This window comes from Candidatus Venteria ishoeyi, assembly GCF_030378065.1.
GTDB classification, from domain to species: domain Bacteria; phylum Pseudomonadota; class Gammaproteobacteria; order Beggiatoales; family Beggiatoaceae; genus Venteria; species Venteria ishoeyi.
The window spans coordinates 1-21,228 of the sequence record NZ_JAUCGJ010000057.1 but is presented as its reverse complement, the minus strand read 5'-3'; the positions used below and the strand labels follow the sequence as shown (position 1 = coordinate 21,228).

Below are 21,228 nucleotides of genomic sequence, written 5' to 3'. Positions count from 1 at the left end.
CACTTAACCCCGGCACTGATTATCAAATGCCAGCATGAGATGTAAACGGTTTTCAAGCACGTAGCGGATGAATGAAGCTTAATTAGAAACGCTGCTCAAAACTTAACCAATAACGCCGCCCCAGACTGGGTACGTCAATACCACCAAAACCCGGATTCACATAGGCATTATCCCAGAGATCGCGCACTTGAAAACGCAGGGTGCCGGTTTTTCCCGCCACCAGTGAGAAAGCCTGGGTGCTGAGCGTCAAAGTTGAATCCAGATAAGCCGAGATAGTGTAGAAACGTTGTGCCAGTTGCACATTCTGGGTGGAAGCTGGACGCCTTGCCACATAACGGTTATCAAAGCTCAGGCGCAGTTTATAAGGTCGCCAGAAATAACTCAGCCCCAGATTCAGGCTGTATTCTGGAAACAAACTGCCTTCTTCGCGTTCATTGAGCACAAACAGGTTATAAGGATTGTCTTCGATTCGGGTTTGTTGCCACAGTGCATTACCATAAATCTGCCAGGGGCCTGAGACATAACGCGCTTCCAGCTCTATGCCACGGCTCAGACTGTCTGTACTGTTACGGGCAAACAGGTTGCTTTGAGTGCTTTGGTATTGCACCAGATCATGAATACGGGTGGCGAACAAGGTGCTGGTTAACTGCATCCGGGAGGATAAGGGCCATAATAAGCTGATTTCAGCAGTTTCCGCCTGTTGCGGTAATAGCTGAGGGTTGCCAACGATATCACCGCCCTGCACCGCTTCACGGAATAAAAGTTCTGGAGAAGGAGCCTGGAACGCGCTGCCTACGAGGAATTTCAGTACCTTGCCGCCAGGTAATTCTGTTACCAATCCGGCGCGATAAGAGTTTTGTCCATTGCTGTAGGAATGGCGATCATGACGATAACCCAGGGTCAAATGCCATTGACTTTGCAACCACGACTGGGAAAAGCTGTGTTGCCATTGTGCATAAAATCCATAATTATGCAGGTTTCGCATACGCGGGGTATTTAATGCCTTACTGTGATGAGAGGCGCGATCAACCTGGCTGAAGTATTCCATATCATAACGGTCATCCGTGTAATCCATGCCGATCAGCAAGGTATCGGCTGCGCTCATTTGCCCAATGAGTTCCGCCCCTAAATCACCCCCCTGATAAGCGGTTTCCCGGCGCAGATAATAACCCGGCGCACCCGCCTCGACATGATCATTATCGGTGGTACTGCCTTGTGACCAGGTTGCAAACATCCGCGTCTGCCATATTTCATTCCAGTCTTCCTGCCAGTCCAGGCGGGCAAAACCGTTATAAAGTGCTACCCGACTGCTGCCACTGTCACGCAAGGGACTGAGATCAGAAAAACTGTTATGTGCATCCAGTTTTTGATAGAAACCACTGAGCGTAATTTGACGATTGGCTTGCGCTTGCCAATTCAGACGACCATAGAGGGACAGGGGACGTGTTTCATCTGTTTTGGCGCTGAGTTGACGTCCACTGGTACCTTCAGCGAATAAATGGTATAGCGGCGAGCCTTGCGGCAGATTCAGGCCTGTGCGATCTGAATGTGCCAGACCGGCACCCAATTGATAGCTGAAATCACCTTGTTTACCACCACCTGCCAGGCTGGCGCGTGCCCCATTACCCGCCGCTTCTAGGGTTTCAGCAGTCAGGCTTAATTGTTGCCCCTGTTGCTTAAAGTGTTCGCTATCACGGGTAATGATGTTGACCACGCCGAGCAAGGCATTGGCACCATACAGCGCAGATACCGGCCCACGCACAATTTCAATACGCTCAATCATTGCCATCGGTATCAGTTCCGGGCCAATAAAATTCTGGCTGGTGGAACGAAAGCTGACCGCCTGACCATTGAGCATAAACTTAATAGTGCGGTTGCCTGCGCGTAAACCGGCATGAATGCCACGCACCCCAAAGCTGTGCATTACCAAATCATCCGTTTCCACAAAACCCACGCTATGGCTCAGCGCCTCTGCGACATCGGCATAAGCAAAGGTGGCAATATCTTCTGCCGTAATCACCGTTACCACAGCAGGAACTAAGCTGCTTTTTTCGTGAGTGCGCGTACCGGTGCTGATTTCCAAGCCCATGAGGTCTTCTATGGACAGGATCAGCATATCTTTTACATCCAGTGCTGCATCACTTGCTTGACTGAGCGATAAGTTAAAACATAAAGCAACTGTAATAGCAGTAATAATCGCTTTAATTTGAGGCATTGAATAAGACATGCTTAACCATAAAAATCGGGGGGAAAGCCCGTATACAGGGAGGGTTATCAATACGTAATCGTTATAACGGCGGGGATATCTACACGGTTACATCAATACAATTAGAAGTGTATTATAAATTGGGCGGCTTATTATAACAATTCATTGTTTTAAGGCAGTGGTATAAGCTTTTGCTTTTCAACTAATTTAATCCGGGAAACGCTTTTCTTCCAAGGGTTCAAGAATAGCCTGAAATTCGTACTTCTCACAATAGTATTTCAGGAGATCGGCAAGCATTGAATCAATATCAGCTATTTGCTTAATGGCATCATTGCACTTTTCCATATCCAGCATTAATACTGCCTGATGCAATGTATTGAACAAGGGTTCTGGCAATTGCTTGAAGTGAGCAACTGATAATCTCTCAGCCACTACCCTGGGTTCTCGTGCCTGTGTCTGCTCATAGATAAACTCAATATCCAGCAGGCGATGCAAACAGTCAAAAATTTCACTGCTATGAAAAGGTTTACGGATATAATCATCCATGCCGCTGGCAAGTATTTGTTCGCGCTCCTCCTCAAAAGCACTGGCGGTGATTGCAGCAATTTTTACTGATTTACCATCTGGCAACTCACGAATATGCCGGGTTATTTCTTTGCCGTCCATACCTGGCAGGCACTGATCCATCCAGATAAAGTGGGGATGCCAGGACTTAAATTGTGCAATAGCCTGGTGACCATCAATGGCTTCGCTGGTTGTCAATCCTGCCTGCTCCAGCAGTGTTTTCAGTAGCAAACGATTTTCTGCCTGATCTTCGACAATCAGGATACGGTATTCAGCTTGTCCCGGTTTGAGACCAATCACCGTACCGGGGGTGGTAAATTCAGATGGTTTCACTACAGAAACAGGTGTTACCGGCAATTCAATTACAAACAAAGAACCCTGTCCAGGGGTGCTGTTGACATTGATGTTGCCTCCCATCATTTCCACAAACTGCTTGGTGATGGTGAGTCCCAGACCGGTGCCTTTTTGCTCTAATGATGAAGCCAATTGCTCAAAAGGTTGAAATAAATGGGGTAAATCATGCTCAGCAATACCACTACCAGTATCTTCCACTTCTACGTGCAATATCTGAAGCGAAGTAGCTGTTTGAGTTTTTTCTACGGGGTTTCTATCGGATACGCTGAGCCGTAAACTCACTTTACCCATTGCGGTGAATTTAACCGCGTTACTTAACAGATTAATAAATATCTGGCGTAGTTTGGATGCATCACCACAAATATTCTGGGGCACACTGGCATCCTGCTCAATGTTTAACTCCAGGCCCTTTTCCTGCGCCCGATGGCGCATCATGTCCGTGATATCCTCAGTCATTGCCACCAGACTGAAAGTTTCTTGTTCCAATTTCATTTTACCTGCTTCAATCTTGGACATATCGAGTATGTCATTAATCAGTGTCAATAAATGTTGACCGCTAGAATTAATAATTTTCAGGTTTTTTTGCGCAAAATCAGGTAATTCATGGTTTTGCTGCATGAGTTCGGAAAAGCCGAGAATCGCGTTGAGCGGTGTGCGTAATTCATGGCTCATATTAGCGAGAAACATGCTTTTAGCATGGTTGGCAGCTTCCGCCCGCGCCCGTTGTTCAGCCAGTTGTGTGGTACGTTCCCGCACTAATTCCTCAAGGTGATGGCGGTGCTTATCCAGTTCTTTTGCAAGGTATTTTCTTTCCGTCATGTCCCGGTCTATACCACGATAACCCCGTAGCTGCCCGGTCTCAGTAAATATTGGCACACCGCTGCTTTCAAGTATGATATAGCGCCCATCTTTATGGATATTGCTGTTTTCAATACCCTCAAAAGGCTGACCTGCTTGTGCAAAAGCAGCAAATTTTTTTTCAACCTGCCTGGCTTCTCCTGGCAACATTAAATGAAATGGTGTTTTGCCAATAATTTCCTCCGGCGTATAACCCAACAGTGCTTCAACTCTGGGGCTGGCATAGGTATAAGTGCCTTGCGCGTCAACCTCCCAAATCCAGTCGCTGGTACTTTCTGTCAAAGCCTGGAAGCGTTCCCTGCTTTCGCGTAGTGAAATATTACCTGCGCGAATGGTGGCAAGCATGGTATTAAAACTGTCTACCAATTGACCGATTTCATCCTTAGCGTGTTTTTCTGCCCGTATGTCATAATCCCGGGTTTCCGTTACCTGCCTGGCAACCGCAGCCAAATGCGCAATAGGCTTTGATATCAAACCCTGCATCCATTTGGCGGAAATAAATGCGAGTATAATAGCCGCCAACATTGCCAATACCGTCACACTGATATGGTTGATGGTCGCGGCAGTCAAGGCTTCAAGATTGGCGTGGACATGTATACTGCCAAGATGCTTATCTTCAATCGTCACCAACTGCGTTAATTCAAGTACATGCTGGTGAAACTTAAACCCCGTAGCGAGTGGGGCTGGCGGGCAGACGGCATGATTGCCACGCGTATACTTTGCAAATAGACTGCCGTCAGAGCGATATAAACAAGCATGATCAATATTGGTGTGCAACGACAGTGCGGCAAGGTTTTCACTGGCTACTTTATGATCATTAAAGAGAATGGCGGCGGTGGAACGGTTGGCTATGGCTTTGGCCAGTACGCCAATTTCTTCTACTGTGTGCTGTTTAAAGGCATGACGCTCGTATAAGATTTGTATGCCACTTGCAAGTAGCAATGCAATAAATGTAACGATACCGGTCATCAGCAGTAATTTGCTTTGTATTGTCAGATTTAAAAGAGACCATTGCTTAGTCATGAATAATTTCCTCAGCAATCTCCAACAACTTGGAACTGGGTTTTAAACCGGATGCAATCATGGTGTTAAGGTTGATTTTAAAACGAACCAGATTGCCCCTCTGATTTTCCTTAAAAACAAAACCTATCATGCCGCCCTGATGAATAAAACCAGGAATGTCGCTGACGGTAAGTGACGGACTGCTTTGTATCCAGTGTAGTAATTTGGGTAAATTTTGCTGCTCTGAGATACTGATAAAAATAATATGGCATAGCGTGGTATCACCCTGATTGATATGCTGTAAAGCAATGCGCTGCTGTTTGGCAGTACGCTTCAAGATAGGGTTCAACTCAGCTCCAAAGGGATCTTCACCAAGAATACAAACATTTATACCTGCCTGTGGCATGGTTTTAGCGGCCTCGTCCGGCCACTCCACAAACAGCAGAAAATTATAGAGATAGGCTGCTTTAACCTTATACTCGGGATAAACCCTGGTATCATCGGCGGAAGATGTATTATATAACGCCAATATCAGCATCAATACCCAGCTTTGCATTATCATGGCTTATTCCTGATGCCCAGGAGTCTATTGGACTTAGGAACAACGAGGAAAAGCGGGATTGAGGTGGATTTTTTGCTCATTTAAGGCGCATAGTGGTTCTATGCAACGAAAATGGGCGGAAAATCCGGCTAATACCTGCTTTTCCACAGTAGATTATCCTGGGTCCGACAGACTTCTAGTACAGTAACTGGTAAAAACAAATAATAACTTCAGGACTGGCAGTCCTACGAAGTTATTATGTGAACTTAGGAGTGAGAATTTTATAACTTCAGCAACCTGGCTGGTCTTTTTCTCCATTTTCTGCGTTGTGAAAACAGTTACATAGCTTGCTATGCGCCTGTTTTCACGCCTTGAAAATGAATAAAAATCCTGTGCCCAGTTCCTGCACTTATTTCATCCTCACTCCTCAGTGTTCGCTGTAGTCCAATCTCCAGGCGTTAGCGTGGACATACAAGCTGAACAGCATTTTGTTCAAGCTTTCCACTTAATATTACAACCAATACTGGGGTATTGCGGTTCTTCCGGAATTTCCTTGCCTGCCAATAAATTATCCAGCGCACCCAATAATTCTTCACCGGTGACAGGGGTATTATTTTTTGGCGTAGCCGCATCAAAACGACCGCGATAGACGCATTTTAATGCCTGATCAAACAAATAAAAATCGGGGGTGCAGGCGGCTTGATAGGCTTTAGCGACATCCTGGCTTGCGTCATACAAATAAGTAAAAGGATGGCCTAATTCTTCCATCAGCGCTTTCATTTTTTCTGGCGCATCCTGTGGGTAGTTTTCGATGTCATTGGCGCTGATGGCAATCACACGGATACCTTTTTCCTGATAAGTCTTTGCCATTGCAACCAGGGCGGGCATCAGATGCACTACATAAGGACAGTGATTACAGATAAACATGATCACCGTGCCTTGTGCGGGGGGCAGTGCAGATAAGGATACGGGAACATCATGCACCACATCCGGCAGGGTGAAATCAGGGGCGCTGGTGCCTAATGGCAACATACTAGAGGGGACTGCGGTCATTGCAGGAACTCCTTGTTAATAATAATTTATTTATAATTGAACTTCAAAAAATATGGGTAAACTTATTGCATTTAATATAGTGGTGTTGCGATTAGCAGGATAAACACGCTGTGCTTTGCCATCCTACGCTTTGTGTAATAAATAATCAGAAATTTCAGGGTTAATTTATTTACTGAAAATACCATGATAGTCCGCACGGCGAATTTTTATCGCAATCAGCAGCGTGGTATAGTCCAAACGATATTTATTGTAACGTATCGGTACATTACCGGGTTGTGAGAGAAATTGTATATAAACAAAAAAGTCCTGGCTTGCTTAATGCCAACCCGGACTTTTTTGTTTGCACTTATTTTAAGCTCAATTCGATTTGCATAGTCAGTTTTTGTATTAACAAAAACTGACATTGAATCCAGCTTATTTACCTGCAACTTCTGCCTGATAATAATCCATCAGAATCTGCGCCACTTCAGGGCGAGAGAATTCTGCTGGTGGCGCAATGCCGTCAGCCAGCATAGCGCGCACTTTGGTACCGGAAAGCAGCACAAAATCTTCTTTGGTGTGATCAGGCACATCACGCATCATCACCACTTTATTCAATTTTTTGGAATAAGCGGTATGGTCTGCATTATACATTTCGATTTCCAACGCGCCTTCTGGTACATCATCAAAAATGGTTTGTGCATCAAACGCGCCATAATAATCACCCACACCCGCATGGTCACGACCAATAATAAAGTGAGTCGCACCCATGTTTTGACGGAATACGGCGTGTAATACCGCTTCGCGAGGGCCTGCATAGAGCATGTCAAAACCGTAACCGGTGACCATCGCGCTGTTTGGCGGGAAGTAAACTTCAACCATTTTACGGATTGCTGCGTCACGTACTGGAGCAGGAATATCACCTTTTTTCAGTTTACCCAGCAGCATGTGAATGACCAGACCATCTGCGTCCAGGTCTTTCATTGCCATGTGGCAGAGTTCTTCATGCGCACGGTGCATTGGGTTACGGGTCTGGAAAGCAACGACTTTTTTCCAGCCATGCTCAGCAATTTCATTACGAATTTCTACCGCAGTGCGGAAAGTATCCGGGAAATCCTGCTGGAAGTAGCTGAAGTTTAATACCTGGATGCTGCCGGATACCACAAAACGGCCTTGTGCGGTAAATGCGGCAACGCCTGGGTGTTCGCCATCAGTGGTGCGATAGACATTTTCAGCGATCAGATTCACTTCGGCATCGGTCATTTCTTCGATGTTTTCAACATCCATGACTGCCAGAATCGGGTGGCCTTCTACGTTAGGATCACGCAGTGCAATACGCGGGTGGCCTTTAATGGCTTCCACGTCATTGGTAACGTTCATCACCGGGGTGGGCCAAAACAAACCATCAGTGGTTTTCATAGTTTCAGCGACGCTGATGGCGTCAGCCAGACCCATGTAACCGGTCAGCGGGTTAAAATATCCAGCACCCAGCATAACGGCATTGGCGGCAGAAGCTGAAGTCAGCATCATGGCGGGCAGGTTTTCCGCTTCATTGCTAAGTGCGTGATGTTTCTCTGAATCGTAGACAAACAAAGGGTTTAAGCTATCGGAACCATGAGGTTTAATCATATATTGTCTCCTTAAGATACTGGATTGTTTTAAGTCCTGACCTGTAGATTTTCAGATATTTAATTTTCAAATGAAGCACTGCTAAGCTTTTAGCAGCACTCAGTATCCAGAAATTATCTCACTGAAAATCCAGCGGTCTTTTTGAAGCTACCGCTTATTATACTGCGCTAAAATCATCAGGTTATTGTGCTTATCTATGAGGTCATAGAAAAAAGCACCAACTTTATTCTTCGAGAAAATGGCTAACACACCATTCCCAAAGCCAATATTAAGGAAGTGAATGCCTGAATATTGACAGCACCTATCCAGTCGCTATGCTTTAATTATGGACTGATGTTATGCAGTTGCTATTTGGCATCAAATGGGGATTAGGAGTGAGAATTTTATAACTTCAGCAACTTGGCTGGTCTTTTTCTCCATTTTCTACGTTGTGAAAACAGTTACATAGCTTGCTATGCGCCTGTTTTCACGCCTTGAAAATGAATAAAAATCCTGCGCCCAGTTTCTGTATTTATTTCATCCTCACTCTTTAGCAGAGGGCAAATGAAAACCAGCGTGAAGCAAAAGCAGTTTTTTCGCATTTCAAAATGTCAAAACCTGCGAAAAAGAAGCTTTTGCATAACACCAGTTAAAATATTCAATTCCTGTCGGGGGGTCTGTCATGAAGCGTTTTTATCACATTATTTTGCTGCTGCTATCAACCTGCTTATTCATTAGCTGGCAGGGTGTACAGGCGGCCTGTTCAATTGATGACCTCAGCAGCGGCGGGGGATTAATCAGCTTTGACCAGCCCGGCGCGATGCTCAGTGATGGTAATGAAGTTTACGTGCTGGATGAACTGGCAAGTGAACTTAAAGTGATTGATGCCAATCAGCGTATGGTAACAGCCACTGTTTCCGGACTGGATGATCCGTTTGCGCTGACCCTGGATCAAAGCGGACAACGGGTTTTTGTCAGCAGTTTTATGAATCAGGTGCAAAGCATTGATGTCAGTGCGACAGAATCCAGCAGTTATCAGGTGACGCGGGATGTGATGGTCAGCAGCGCGGCATTGGGACCTTTGGCTGTATTTAATGATTTGCTCTGGCTGGTAACGGATCATGTAACAGGTAGTGAAATCCTGATTCGCAACACCAGTGATTTAAGCGAAGCGACCAGCCCCATCAGCGGCAACAGCCAATTGCAAGCCCCTTCACAGGCGCTGGTGATTGGCAATTATTTGTATGTGAGTTTTAACGCCAGCAGCCGTATCGGGGTTTATGATTTAACGACCAGTACTTTACTGACCACAATCACCGTGGACAGCGGTGTAACCGCCTTAAGTCTCGCGCCCGACGGTCTGACTTTATACGCTGCCAATACCAGCGCAGGTACAATTTCCGTTATCAATACCCAAACCAACAGCGTCACTAAAACCATAGACAACCCAAATTTACTGAGCAAACCCCGCGCTCTGGCTTGGTTGAACGGGCGTTTGTGGATAGCCAATCAGGACAGTGGCACGCTGGTGCAATATGATCCCGGCATCGCTGATCTCTTATCACAAACCTGTGATGGCGGCCTGGTAGCGCCAAAATATCTGTTGGCGGTGCAGGATGTGTTATTTGTCAGCCATAAAAACGGGGTGTCGGTGATTAGCGATACCGATCAACTCAAGGCCCAGGTACGCCAAGGCAATGCCGTGGAATACAGTTCTGTGCTGGGTAGTATTATCAGCACCCAGAGCGAAGTATTTGATTTGCGTATAGAAGGCGGCAGCGGCCCGTTTGATATTCTGGGTTCCGGCGGTTTGCAGGCCGGTGCCACAGGGGATCGCAGTTGGCAAATGACTGCCCCGGCTTTAATCGATACCCATACTTTCAGCATTCAGGACTTGGGTAGCGGCAACAGCCTGACCCTGGCGGTGCGCGTGGGGGGTGAATTAGGCGTTTCCCCCAGCGGGCCGTTAACCCTGGAACTGGACGGGCAATCCGTGCTGTTGACTGCCAGCGGTGGTTTCCCCCCCTATAACTGGAGCAGCGGACAGGGTTTGTTATCTGCCACCAGTGGGCGCTATGTGGTATACACCCCGCGAACCAGTGGCAGTGACAGTGTAGTATTACGCGACAGCATGGACGCGGCAAAAATTATTGCAATGACAGTCAATGTCAGTGGCCTCAACGTCAGTCCGGCAGTGGCGGTGATGTTAGCGGGTGAAAGTCGGGATTTTCTGGCGATAGGCAGCAGCAATATTAGCTGGGATAGTCCATTGGGCGGCAGTTTATCCAGCAACAGTGGCAGTCTGGTGAGCTGGACTGCACCGACAGAAATTGGGGAATACAGCCTGCAACTGAGTGACAGCCAAACGGCACAAAACGCGCAAGCTGTGATTTTTGTCATTCAGGACGAATTGAATATCAGTCCCGCAGAACGAACCCTGAGCACCCAGGGTAATGAAATTTTCCAGGCCAGTGGTGGGCGCGGGCCGTATACCTGGAGCAGTCAACAGGGTGATTTATCAGCAACTGAAGGTAGCGCGATTACTTATATCGCGCCGGATGCCAGTGTTAATGATACGGTGACGGTGCAAGACAGTGGCGGACGCATTGCGGTGGCGCGGATCAGCGTACGTGGTAGCCTGCAAATCAGCCCACTCACGACGGTTGCCGAGCGTGGAGAAATCCTGAATTTCAGCTTATCGCAAAGTAGCGGCAGCGTGGATTGGCAGGCACAGGATGGCAGCCTTAGCAACACTTCTGGCAATGCCGCCAGTTACACCAGCCCGGATCGCACCGGGCGTTTTGTGGTCAGCGCCATAGACAGTAGCGGGCAATTAGCGCAGGCAGTGGTGTTTGTGGTCAGCGACAGCCTCAGCACCAGCCCCTCCAGCGCCAGTCTGGCACCTCAGGCCAGCACCCTGCTCAGCGTGCAGGGCGGCATTGCACCTTATATCTGGTCAGCACGAGCTGGCACCTTGTCCGCCAGTGAAGGCGCAGCCGTATTGTTCACTGCCCCGGAGCAGGTTTCTGATACGCCGGTTACGATTACGGTTGAAGACGGGTTGGGTAATCTCGCTGTTGCACGTATGCAAATCAGCACCAGTGATGCTTTGATGCAGGCTTATGACAGCGATAATAATGGTGTGTTATCGCGCCCGGAATTGTATCGTGCCACCCAGGATTTTCTGAATCAGCAACTGGATGCAACAGATATGCAGACTTTGGTGGAACAGTTTTTCAGTCATCACTAATGGAGTGGAGCAATGGATGCTTGGATATTGCCCATATTAATTTCAAAACCAGTTAGAATAGAAAGTATTCACTATAATATTTTACTCACTTCATTTGTGTTTTGCATTCCGGTTAGAAATATATGGATAAGGCGTATCCAGCCGACGATAATCTAAGACTTTCACTGTACAGCCTGTGCCAGTTTTTCAAGCTGCCCGTTTCCGAAACTCAGTTACTCAGCGGTTTGCCGCTGGAAAACGGTTATTTATCACCGGCCTTGCTAGAACGGGCCGCACAACGGGCGAATCTGAGCGCAAGTCTATTATCCCGTCCTTTGCAACAGATTCAAAACACGCATTTACCCGCATTATTATTGCTCAAAGGCCAGCAGGCTTGCGTGTTATTAGAAAAAACAGCAGAGCAGGCTAAAATTCTGTTACCGGAAACCGGTGATGGCGTGCAGATGCTGGCATTAAAAGACCTGGAAAACACCTATACAGGCCAGGTTTTGTTTGCCCAGCCACAATATCGTTTCGACCAGCGCAGTCAATTACTGCAACACAAAAAATCAACCGGTCATTGGTACTGGCGCACGCTGTGGCAGTCCTGGCCTTTGTATAGCGAAGTGCTGCTGGCTTCCCTGCTGATTAATTTATTTGCCCTGGCTGCGCCGCTGTTTGTGATGAATGTCTATGATCGGGTAGTACCCAATCATGCCCAGGAAACCTTATGGGTGCTGGCAATTGGCGCAAGTCTGGTGTTTGTGTTTGACTGGCTGATGCGCACCTTGCGCGGTTATTTTATTGATGTCGCGGGTAAACGCGCCGATGTTGAACTCTCTGCCAGCATTTTCAGTCATTTGTTAAACACCCGCACCAGCGCGCAACCAAAATCCGCCGGAGCATTTGCCAATCATTTGCAGGAATTTGACAGTTTTCGCGATTTTTTTACCTCTGCAACCCTGGCAACAGTGATTGATTTGCCGTTTTCTTTATTGTTTATTAGCGTTATCTGGCTGATAGGCGGGGATTTAGTGTGGGTGCCCTTGCTGGCAATGCCTTTGGTACTATTGGTGGGTTTTCTGATACAAATTCCACTGCGTAAAGTCGTCGAGCAAACCTTGCGCGCTGGCGCACAAAAACAGGCCAGTCTGGTGGAAACCCTTAACGGCCTGGATACAGTTCGTGCCTGTAATGCGGAAAGCCAGCAGCAATACCGCTGGGAACAACTCAGCCAGAAAATTGCCCAGTCCAGCCTCAAATCACGCTTTATTTCCGCCAGCGCAGTGAATTTTTCCATTCTCACCCAGCAGTTGGCTTATGTATTGATCGTGGTGCTGGGTGTGTATCAAATTATGCAAGGCAGTTTGACTATGGGCGGCTTGATCGCCTGCACCATACTCAGTGGTCGCGCTTTGGCCCCTTTAGCACAAATTGCCGCCTTACTAACCCGTTATCACCAATCCGCCACCGCGCTTAAGGCACTGAGCCAGATTATGCAGCAACCAGTAGAGCGCCCGGAAGCCAGCGTAGAAAATGCCGTTGAGGCAAAAAGTTTTTTACATCGCCCACAGCTACAAGGCAATATCCAATTCCAGCAGGTACAGTTTCAATATCCCGGACAACAACAAGCTGCACTACAAAATCTGTCTTTGCAGATTCAAGCAGGGGAGCGTATTGGTATTATTGGTCGAGTTGGATCGGGTAAAAGTACCATTGCGCGTTTATTGCTGGGCTTATATCCGCCGGATCAGGGCATGATTTTATTTGATAGCCTGGAAGCCAGACAGATTGATCCCAGTGATATTCGCCAGAACATCGGTTATGTACCACAGGAAGTTACCTTATTTTTTGGTACGCTGCGTGAAAATCTGTGTTTTGGCTTAAATGCCGTCAGTGATGAACAATTGCTGCAAGCTGCACAACAAACCGGCGTTGATCAACTTGCCAGACAACACCCGCTGGGGTTTGATATGCCGATTAGTGAACGCGGCAGTGATTTGTCCGGTGGGCAGCGCCAAGCCATTGCTGTCACCCGTGCGTTACTGACCCAACCGCAGATTTTATTACTGGATGAACCCAGCAACGCCATGGATAATCAGGCAGAAACCCAGTTTAAGCAACAATTGCAAAGCCAGTTGGACGGCAGAACCCTGGTTTTAATTACTCATCGCGCATCACTACTAACGCTGGTTGAGCGCCTGATAGTACTGGATAAAGGTCAGGTGGTTGCCGATGGTGAAAAACAACAAGTGCTGGATGCCTTGGCTAGTGGTCAGATCAAAATTAGAAGTTAATATAGAATATGAATATCTTTATCCTCAACACCGGGCGCTGTGGTTCAACCACATTTATCAAAGCCTGCCAGCATATCGATAATTACACTGCGGCTCATGAATCGCGCTTAAAGTGCATCGGCAGGCAACGACTGGCTTATCCCGAGCAACATATTGAAGCGGATAACCGTCTGTCCTGGCTGTTGGGAAGGCTGGAGCAAGCGTATGGTGACCAGGCGTTTTATGTGCATTTACGCCGCAACCCGGCACAAACCGCAGACAGTTTTGCCAAACGCAGTCAGTTCGGTGTTATGCGGGCGTATAAAGAAGGTTTTTTATTAGGTGGTGAAAAAAATCAATCAGCGCAGGATATTGCCCTGGATTATATCGATAGCATAGACAGTAATATTGCTTTATTTCTTAAGGATAAGTCCAGACAAATGGACTTTCATCTGGAATCCGCGCAAGCTGACTTTACGCGCTTCTGGCATGAGATTGGTGCCAGTGGCGATCTGCAACAAGCCTTAATGGAGTGGGATGTCACTTATAACGCCTCTCGTTAATTTTTGAACTATAATGAAAAGCAATGATAGAGAAAAATAAAGATTCTTTATCTGTTTGAGTTTTAATTACTTTATAAGGATACGCTAGTAATGAATATTCTCAAATATATAACAGCTTTTGCTGTTACTGCTTTACTAAGTAGTCATATTATGGCTGAAACGCTGATTGATTTCAGTACTGCTGAAGCGTTTGCCATTGATTCTAATACAGTACAGATTAATAATATTCGCGTTACTGTTGAAGTGCCTGCTCCCTTTGGGGGGCGCGGACAAATTGTAACTGTTTATTATGATGTACCTTTTGAATTTGATCCCGTCACCTTGCACCTTGTTCCTAATGCGGCAGGTATTAATACTGCAAATAATCCTGATACTGATTGCGCAAACTTGCAAGTTATTGTGAATAACGCGGTGGACGGCACAGTCATCACTAATGCAACAGTGAGCATTGGCGACCAAAGCAATGTGACAAATGCAGAAGGGTTAGCCAGTTTCACAGGCTTACCCAGTGGATCACGGGAAATAAGCGTTGCCAGCAATGATTTCACTGGCATTTCTCGTGCTGTAGAGCTGACTTGTGGTGATAATAGTACAACCGCTTTTAACTTGAACCCAACAGTGGGTATACAGGCCATGACTGCCAATGATGTGCGCATTGTCTTGAACTGGGGAGAAGAACCTGTTGATTTGGATGCTCATTTAACCGGTCCTGAACCTGGTGCGGTTGCCAGTGGCGGGAACGAGGCAGATCGTTTCCATATTTTTTGGTGGAACACTGCAACATCTGATGGCGTAGCGGTTTTAGATGTTGATGATACGACTTCTTATGGCCCTGAAACGGTTACTGTTACACCACCAAGTGGTTCATCTCATTTACGCCCCGGACTTTACCGCTATACAGTTTATCAATATGAAGGTATGAGTACTTTACTCAATAACACAAGTGTTGACCTGTACGTGGGTAATGAACCTGTCCGTCAGTTTCATCCACAAGGTGCCAGTGGCGCAGCAAGCTTGGTTGATGGTGCCCAGGGTAATTTGTGGACAGCCTTTGAGTTTGAAGTTGACTCAACTGGTGTCATTAGTGTATTTCCAGTCAACATCTTAAGCTTTGATAATAATATTGACAGCGGTGGAGTGACTCGCCGTAGCGCAGGTAGTAATCAAGAACCCGTTGATATTCTTTACGCTGATTAGGAATGGGGGGTGAAATAAGCCCCAAAACTGGATACAGGATTTTTGCTTATTTTCAAGGCACGGAAACAGGTGCATAATTATTTTATGCAACTGTTTCTGAATGCTGAAAATAGGCAAAAAAATCAGTAAGGATAAATATGTCAAAGTTGTTTCATGCGTGTTCCTTATTAATAAGCCTGAGTCTCTTAAACTCAGTTCAGGCAGAAATACTGTGTACTGCCATTAAACCCATGCAACAAAAACTGTGTGTGATTTTCAGCATTATGCCGGATATGGCAACGCAGCAATGGTTTGTAGAATCGGCATCGGGACAATCCCGGTCTTTGCCAAACATGAGCGCCGCAATGTTACAAGTCAGTGATATTGCAATTGATGAACAGGGCCAATGGTTAGCTGTTCTGTCAGTCGGGGAAGGGCATCCGATATTGGAAGTCTTTACCTTAAAATCCATCTTACAAAATAGTGGCAAAGCACAATGGGAAATCAATCCCTATCCTGGCTGGCTAAGCCTGGAAAGCTGGCAAGCGGGTATTTTATCGTTGCAAACTGATCGCCTGCTCAGTGGTAAGGTTTATGACAGCAGTGACTGGCCTGAGGCAGAAACGACGCAAACTTATCATTTGAACCCAAATACAGGGAAACTAAGCCGCAAATAAAAACACTGTGTGTAAACAGGATTGTATTCCAGCGCTGGCAGCAGAAAAAAACAAGGCCATATCAACATACCACCATCGCTGAATCCCTATTCCAGGCTTGAAAGCCCTTTAAAGGCCATTACAAGCTGCGGAGATTTTTGCTTTTTTATTCCACAGGAATTTTACGCTCAGATACAGCACAATGACAGCACAAACTTGTGCTATGAAACCCAGGTTCTGCTGTGCTTCCAGGTGAAAATATCTCAACAAGGGGTAATCTGGCATAAAACCATCAAACAGCGCTGCCAATACCATGCCTAACATACATACCAACAGCACATGTTGCCACCAGAGTGCTTGTTTCAGGTGCTGAAACAGCATGTTTTTATTACCAAAATTCAGGCTTATTGCGGTAAGCAGAAAAATAAAAATGCCACCGGCACTGAACCCCAATGCAGATAAAACCATTGCCATGACAACAGCGGTGATTGCCGATATGGAAAACATCATAGCAATCAGGCACAGCAACACATAATGCAGTACTAGTATAGCGTTTACTTTTGCCACCTCAACGGGCGGCAGACTAAGCATGGCAGCGCCAAAAACCAGACTGAATAATAACGCTCTTGCCAGGCTTTTAAGAGATACATTAAACGCATAATCTGTGATTTGCCTGACACGATCTATCCCGTTTTGCTCAGATTGTGGGTTTAATACCTTAATGGGTATGGCACTTAACGGTTTTTTGCTTGCAACAACAACGGTTTCATTATGCAAAACAGGTATAAAAAATCGGCTCAAAAGCTTGATTAAGACAACACTGAACAGGCAATACAGGGTAAATAACATACCAAAAACCCCATAACTGATCAGTACCCATGCCAAGTGAAACAAGGCATTATCCAGAGAAAAATATTGCCCTGCTTTTTTGCGCCAACTTGTGGCTAGCCCAACTTTAATAAAGCCCGTCAGCAGTAACGCAAGCAGCAGATAAGGGGCCATTGCCGTCAGCAATAGCCAGAAATAATGGAGATAATCCAGAATAAACAGTTTCATCAGGCGTATGCCTTATACCAGCAGCAAAGTCAGGTGGTAGCTAATAAATGCCATGACCCAGGCCGTTGCCGTGGTGAAAACAAATAAATAACCCAGGTATTTCCAGCCCCCCGCCTCTTTGGCAAACACCATGCTGGCTGCCAGACAGGGCAGATAAATCATTACAAACACGATAAATGAGACTGCGGCAGCAAAGGGAATGTGTTTTTGGATTTTTTCTATCAGGCCTTCGCTGCTTTCATCCGTTTCTTCGCCCAGTCCATATAAGATGCCCAATGTGGAAACCACCACTTCTTTAGCTGCCAGCCCGGTTTCCAGAGCCACGCTCATTTTCCAGTCATAACCTAAGGGCGCAAAAAAGGGCTGGGAAAATTTACCTATCTGGCCCAAATAACTATGTTCCAGGTGATATAAAGCACGTTCATTATTCAGTTTATGGATACTTTCTTCGGCATTGGGAAGGGTTGCCGCCTGCTCAATTTTTGCCTGATAAAGGCTGTCTTGTTCCGGTTGTTTGGGGTAATTACTGGCAAACCAAATCAGTACCGAAGCCAATAGAATAAAACTGCCAGCTTTTTTCAGATACATCCATGCCTGATTGGAAACCGTATGCCAGATTAACTTAATGGACGGCAGACGATATTTAGGCATTTCCATAACAAAAGGCTCATCTTCACCCTTAAATACTGTCATTTTCAGTATTTTAGCAGCCATTATGCCAAATAAAGCACCACTGATATAAATAACAAATAACACGCTACCGGCATATTCCGCCGCAAAAAATGCACCGACAAATAACACATAAACCGGCAGACGCGCCCCGCAACTCATAAAACCGATAATAAACAGGGTCAGTAAACGATCACGCTCATTTTTTAAGGTGCGCGCTGCCATATACGCAGGTACGGAACAGCCAAATCCCGAAACTAATGGAATAAAAGATTTCCCGTGCAAACCAAATTTATGGAAAAAACCATCCAGTAAAAAAGCCACTCGACTCATATAACCCGTGGTTTCCAGCAGGGCAATGCCTAAAAATAAAATAATGATATTAGGCAGGAACAGCACCACAGCGCCAACCCCGGCAATTGCACCATCACCTATCACCGAAGCCAGTTCGGTATCACCCAGGGTATTTTTGGTGGCATCAATGAGACTGGCAAAAAAAGCATCAATCCAATCCATCGGCACGCTGCCCAGCTCAAAGGTCAACTGAAATAAGGCCCACATTAAAAATAAAAAAATGGGTAAACCGGCAAATTTGTGGATTAAAATACTGTCAATCTTTTCCGTCAAAGTGGTTTTACGCTGCACCTGAAACTGAACTGCTTCAGTCACCAAACCCTTGGCAAAAGCAACTTCTTCTTCATTAAAAATATCATCCAGGTCTTTGCTCTGATAATGCAGATAAATATGCTCAAATGCACGATTTAAAAGTGGCTGTAATTCAACCCAGACCGGTGTATCGCGGAACACCTTAAAAATCACCGGATCTTCTTTGAGCAACAGAATGGCGCTTTCCCGATAAGGCATCGGTGCATCAAAATGTTTTTCCTGGAAAAACTGCACGATATGGCTGATTTCTTCTTCAATGACTTCGCTGAACTGTAATTTGGCCTGGGAATTTTCCTGCTCAAATATTTCTACGATAGCATCTAGCAGCGCATTAATACCGGTTTTTTTAGCCGCAGAGGTTTTAATACAGCGTTTGCCTAATAATTTACTTAACTGCTGCGCATCAATATGGATTTCTTCTGTAATCGCCTCATCATCCATATTTAAGGCCAGCAACATCTTTTTATTCAGCGACAGTAATTCTGTGGTGAGATATAAATTACGCTCAATATTGGTTGAATCCACTACATTTAAAATCAGATCATAATTATCCGTTGCCAGAAAATCACGGGTGACTTTTTCTTCCCGGGTGTATTCGTTTAAGGCATAAGACCCCGGTAAATCGGTAATTTCCAGGGCATAATCCCGATGGCTGAGCTTAACTAATTTTTTACTGACCGTGACGCCACTGAAATTGCCAACTTTCAGCCGGGTATTACCCATCGCGTTAATCAGCATACTTTTACCGACATTGGGCTGCCCTACCAATGCAATGCGAATGGTATTCATTGTGAAACCTGTATTTTTCCTGCTTCAGAAGTCCGCAGTGCAATTTTGGAATGATTGATCACCACTTCCATAGTGCTTTTGGCCAGGGAAAAAGCCCCCACACTAATTGACGCGCCTTTGACCATGCCAAATGCATTCAAACGGCTTTTCAGTGCCTTATCTGCATCAATCTGGAGTATTGTTGCTGTATCGCCTTTATGTAACTGATCTAATGTCATCATATACCTCCGCTTCAAATAGGAATGATTATCATTAACGGTGATAATAGCGGAATTTCCCTTAAAAAGCCAGTTTAATTAAAAGGATGCTGATTTTTTTACGATATGGTTTACAAATTAAGGTATCCCCTATCAATTGATATGCTCTCAAAATTGTTGAGATACATCTTTTGAAATGACGATGCATTGGGGCAAGCACTGGATGTGCTATACCAATATGGTTTGGAAAAACTGTATCCGCAGTTGGCTGGCCTTACAGTTAAGCGCCTGGATTTGGCCTGCTGGTTTACTCACATGGATTCAAGCGGTTTTCATGTTGATGATCAATATAATAGCCGTGAAGAAGCAGAGGAAGGTGTGGTACATATTAACAAAGGCTACAGTCGGTGCACTCAAAAATTTGCCTGTGAAGCTGATGCCAGAAAGGGGCCTTGGTCACGAATCCATCACCTGTTTCTGATTCGACAATTTTTTATACCTCTCACAGAGGCGCCGAGGAAAAGTTTAAAGATAACTCTAAAATCTCTGTGTCTCTGCGCCTCTGTGAGAATAATTTGACGGACTGATGACCAAGGTCTTCGTTTCTAAGCAATTTTTCTAAAAAGGTCTAATTGTTCTTTGTACTATTTACAATACCAATGTAGTGTTTATCGGGATATTTTTCCTTTATGACATTATTCAGTTTAATTAGTTTTTCTTCTTTAATTACATCATATAAAAATACCTGATTACGTTTATAAATCAAGTTAAATTCCATTTTATAAATTAGTTCATCATAGAAATCATTGCCATAAGCACGATATAAAAACATTGACAGCTGGTTATCAATATAAATTAATATTTTCTTATAATTTAATCCTTTGTTAATAAGCTCAGGCAGTTGCTCAGCTGAAATAACATGTATGTTTTTTGGATATTTATACCCAAAGAAATATTTTAATGAATCTTTACTTCTTAAGTCTGATGTAATAAGTAAAGATTGCTTATCCGGGTATGCATTAGCCTCCTGTTTGACAATTGACATTGATTCAGCTGAAGCATCATGCATAATACCCCAAGAAGATATATAAATCATAAATGGTAAGCAGGCAATAATTAAAATAATTATTTTAATTGTCTGATGAAGTAGTTGATAGGAATTAATAACTGGAATACGTAGTTGAGATAAAAAATAAGCACTCAGAATAATAAATCCAGGTAAGCAGACTAAAATAACCCGCTCTATTGGGACAATTGGCTGGTAATCAGAAAAGCTGGTAGTACCAAACCAAAAGAAAAATATAGTAAAGAGGAGGTAGTATAACCATGGCTTTAGTTGAGTTGGTAACTTAAATAAAGATAGTAATGTTAATACTAATAATAAACCAAATGTATTATAAAATAATATTACAGGTTTAATGCTAAGACGATCAATTAACTGTTGGGTATTGCCACTTTCAAATGACCATAAATGCGTTTTAGTCATTGACTGGATATTATGGAAACGAATTAATGGATCACCCCAATATAGATAGCAAAAATATAAATAGCTAATTAATAAAATAATACCCACAATAATGGCAGGAGCATAAAAATGGGTAAATGCTTTAATATTTTTTTGTTTCCAATCAGACAGCAAAGCCATTATCCATAAAGGTAATACCTGAATCCGTGACCCTACTTGCAAACCGTCAAAATATCTAAGCGATACCACCTAAATTCAAAAAAATTATTACTTTCTCTGTTTAATGGCTAAAAAAATCAATTTTTAATACCAAGAAGCGCG

General features: G+C 44.9%; 14 protein-coding genes. 5 read left to right on the top strand and 9 right to left on the bottom strand.

Going from position 1 to position 21,228, the window contains the following annotated elements; genetic code table 11:
• Nucleotides 1-82 precede the first annotated feature (82 nt).
• The 5 genes from QUF61_RS15765 to sat all read right to left on the bottom strand — a co-directional run bounded on the left by QUF61_RS15765 (nt 83) and on the right by sat (nt 8,186).
• Entirely contained in the window at nt 83-2,215 is a 2,133-nt protein-coding gene (locus QUF61_RS15765; protein ID WP_289682560.1) for a TonB-dependent receptor plug domain-containing protein, read from the bottom strand.
• A gap of 198 nt (nt 2,216-2,413) precedes the next feature.
• Nucleotides 2,414-5,005: a sensor histidine kinase, YfiR-like protein-associated gene (locus QUF61_RS15760; protein ID WP_289682559.1), complete on the bottom strand. Its 2,592-nt coding sequence runs from the start codon at nt 5,003-5,005 to the stop codon at nt 2,414-2,416.
• Nucleotides 4,998-5,546, bottom strand: a complete 549-nt coding sequence (locus QUF61_RS15755; protein ID WP_289682558.1) for a YfiR family protein — start codon at nt 5,544-5,546, stop codon at nt 4,998-5,000. The genes QUF61_RS15760 and QUF61_RS15755 overlap by 8 nt, the downstream gene beginning before the upstream one ends.
• A 471-nt stretch (nt 5,547-6,017) precedes the next feature.
• Nucleotides 6,018-6,578, bottom strand: a complete 561-nt coding sequence (locus QUF61_RS15750; RefSeq protein WP_103918501.1) for a thioredoxin family protein — start codon at nt 6,576-6,578, stop codon at nt 6,018-6,020.
• Nucleotides 6,579-6,992: 414 nt separating this feature from the next.
• Nucleotides 6,993-8,186: a sulfate adenylyltransferase gene (sat, locus tag QUF61_RS15745; protein ID WP_103918502.1), complete on the bottom strand. Its 1,194-nt coding sequence runs from the start codon at nt 8,184-8,186 to the stop codon at nt 6,993-6,995.
• 661 nt (nt 8,187-8,847) lie between these two features.
• Between sat and QUF61_RS15740 the strand changes: the two genes are divergently transcribed.
• From QUF61_RS15740 to QUF61_RS15720, 5 genes are all read left to right on the top strand, one after another.
• Nucleotides 8,848-11,415 carry an NHL repeat-containing protein gene (locus tag QUF61_RS15740; RefSeq protein ID WP_289682555.1) on the top strand — a complete coding sequence of 856 codons (2,568 nt, stop codon included), beginning with the start codon at nt 8,848-8,850 and terminating at the stop codon, nt 11,413-11,415.
• 122 nt (nt 11,416-11,537) lie between these two features.
• The gene (locus QUF61_RS15735; RefSeq protein ID WP_289682553.1) at nt 11,538-13,691 is read left to right on the top strand and encodes a type I secretion system permease/ATPase; all 2,154 of its coding nucleotides are present in this window, start codon (nt 11,538-11,540) and stop codon (nt 13,689-13,691) included.
• A gap of 8 nt (nt 13,692-13,699) precedes the next feature.
• Nucleotides 13,700-14,233, top strand: a complete 534-nt coding sequence (locus tag QUF61_RS15730) for a hypothetical protein (protein ID WP_289682552.1) — start codon at nt 13,700-13,702, stop codon at nt 14,231-14,233.
• Between the two features lie 90 nt (nt 14,234-14,323).
• Nucleotides 14,324-15,430, top strand: a complete 1,107-nt coding sequence (locus QUF61_RS15725; protein ID WP_289682551.1) for a hypothetical protein — start codon at nt 14,324-14,326, stop codon at nt 15,428-15,430.
• A gap of 137 nt (nt 15,431-15,567) precedes the next feature.
• Nucleotides 15,568-16,086: a hypothetical protein gene (locus QUF61_RS15720; RefSeq protein ID WP_289682550.1), complete on the top strand. Its 519-nt coding sequence runs from the start codon at nt 15,568-15,570 to the stop codon at nt 16,084-16,086.
• Between the two features lie 108 nt (nt 16,087-16,194).
• Here QUF61_RS15720 and QUF61_RS15715 read toward each other — a convergent pair whose 3' ends face one another.
• The 4 genes from QUF61_RS15715 to QUF61_RS15700 all read right to left on the bottom strand — a co-directional run bounded on the left by QUF61_RS15715 (nt 16,195) and on the right by QUF61_RS15700 (nt 21,087).
• Nucleotides 16,195-17,121 carry a hypothetical protein gene (locus QUF61_RS15715; protein ID WP_289682549.1) on the bottom strand — a complete coding sequence of 309 codons (927 nt, stop codon included), beginning with the start codon at nt 17,119-17,121 and terminating at the stop codon, nt 16,195-16,197.
• A gap of 12 nt (nt 17,122-17,133) precedes the next feature.
• Entirely contained in the window at nt 17,134-19,245 is a 2,112-nt protein-coding gene (gene feoB / locus QUF61_RS15710) for a ferrous iron transport protein B (RefSeq protein WP_289682548.1), read from the bottom strand.
• Nucleotides 19,242-19,466, bottom strand: a complete 225-nt coding sequence (locus QUF61_RS15705) for a FeoA family protein (RefSeq protein WP_286018895.1) — start codon at nt 19,464-19,466, stop codon at nt 19,242-19,244. Before QUF61_RS15705 ends, feoB begins: the two co-directional genes overlap by 4 nt.
• 604 nt (nt 19,467-20,070) lie before the next feature.
• Nucleotides 20,071-21,087, bottom strand: a complete 1,017-nt coding sequence (locus tag QUF61_RS15700) for a hypothetical protein (RefSeq protein ID WP_289682547.1) — start codon at nt 21,085-21,087, stop codon at nt 20,071-20,073.
• Nucleotides 21,088-21,228: the final 141 nt, after the last annotated feature.

Coding starts and splice junctions, on each gene's coding strand:
- QUF61_RS15765 (WP_289682560.1), bottom strand. CDS start 2,215: ATGCCTCAAATTAAAGCGATTATTACTGCTATTACAGTTGCTTTATGT.
- QUF61_RS15760 (WP_289682559.1), bottom strand. CDS start 5,005: ATGACTAAGCAATGGTCTCTTTTAAATCTGACAATACAAAGCAAATTA.
- QUF61_RS15755 (WP_289682558.1), bottom strand. CDS start 5,546: ATGATAATGCAAAGCTGGGTATTGATGCTGATATTGGCGTTATATAAT.
- QUF61_RS15750 (WP_103918501.1), bottom strand. CDS start 6,578: ATGACCGCAGTCCCCTCTAGTATGTTGCCATTAGGCACCAGCGCCCCT.
- sat (WP_103918502.1), bottom strand. CDS start 8,186: ATGATTAAACCTCATGGTTCCGATAGCTTAAACCCTTTGTTTGTCTAC.
- QUF61_RS15740 (WP_289682555.1), top strand. CDS start 8,848: ATGAAGCGTTTTTATCACATTATTTTGCTGCTGCTATCAACCTGCTTA.
- QUF61_RS15735 (WP_289682553.1), top strand. CDS start 11,538: ATGGATAAGGCGTATCCAGCCGACGATAATCTAAGACTTTCACTGTAC.
- QUF61_RS15730 (WP_289682552.1), top strand. CDS start 13,700: ATGAATATCTTTATCCTCAACACCGGGCGCTGTGGTTCAACCACATTT.
- QUF61_RS15725 (WP_289682551.1), top strand. CDS start 14,324: ATGAATATTCTCAAATATATAACAGCTTTTGCTGTTACTGCTTTACTA.
- QUF61_RS15720 (WP_289682550.1), top strand. CDS start 15,568: ATGTCAAAGTTGTTTCATGCGTGTTCCTTATTAATAAGCCTGAGTCTC.
- QUF61_RS15715 (WP_289682549.1), bottom strand. CDS start 17,121: ATGAAACTGTTTATTCTGGATTATCTCCATTATTTCTGGCTATTGCTG.
- feoB (WP_289682548.1), bottom strand. CDS start 19,245: ATGAATACCATTCGCATTGCATTGGTAGGGCAGCCCAATGTCGGTAAA.
- QUF61_RS15705 (WP_286018895.1), bottom strand. CDS start 19,466: ATGATGACATTAGATCAGTTACATAAAGGCGATACAGCAACAATACTC.
- QUF61_RS15700 (WP_289682547.1), bottom strand. CDS start 21,087: ATGGCTTTGCTGTCTGATTGGAAACAAAAAAATATTAAAGCATTTACC.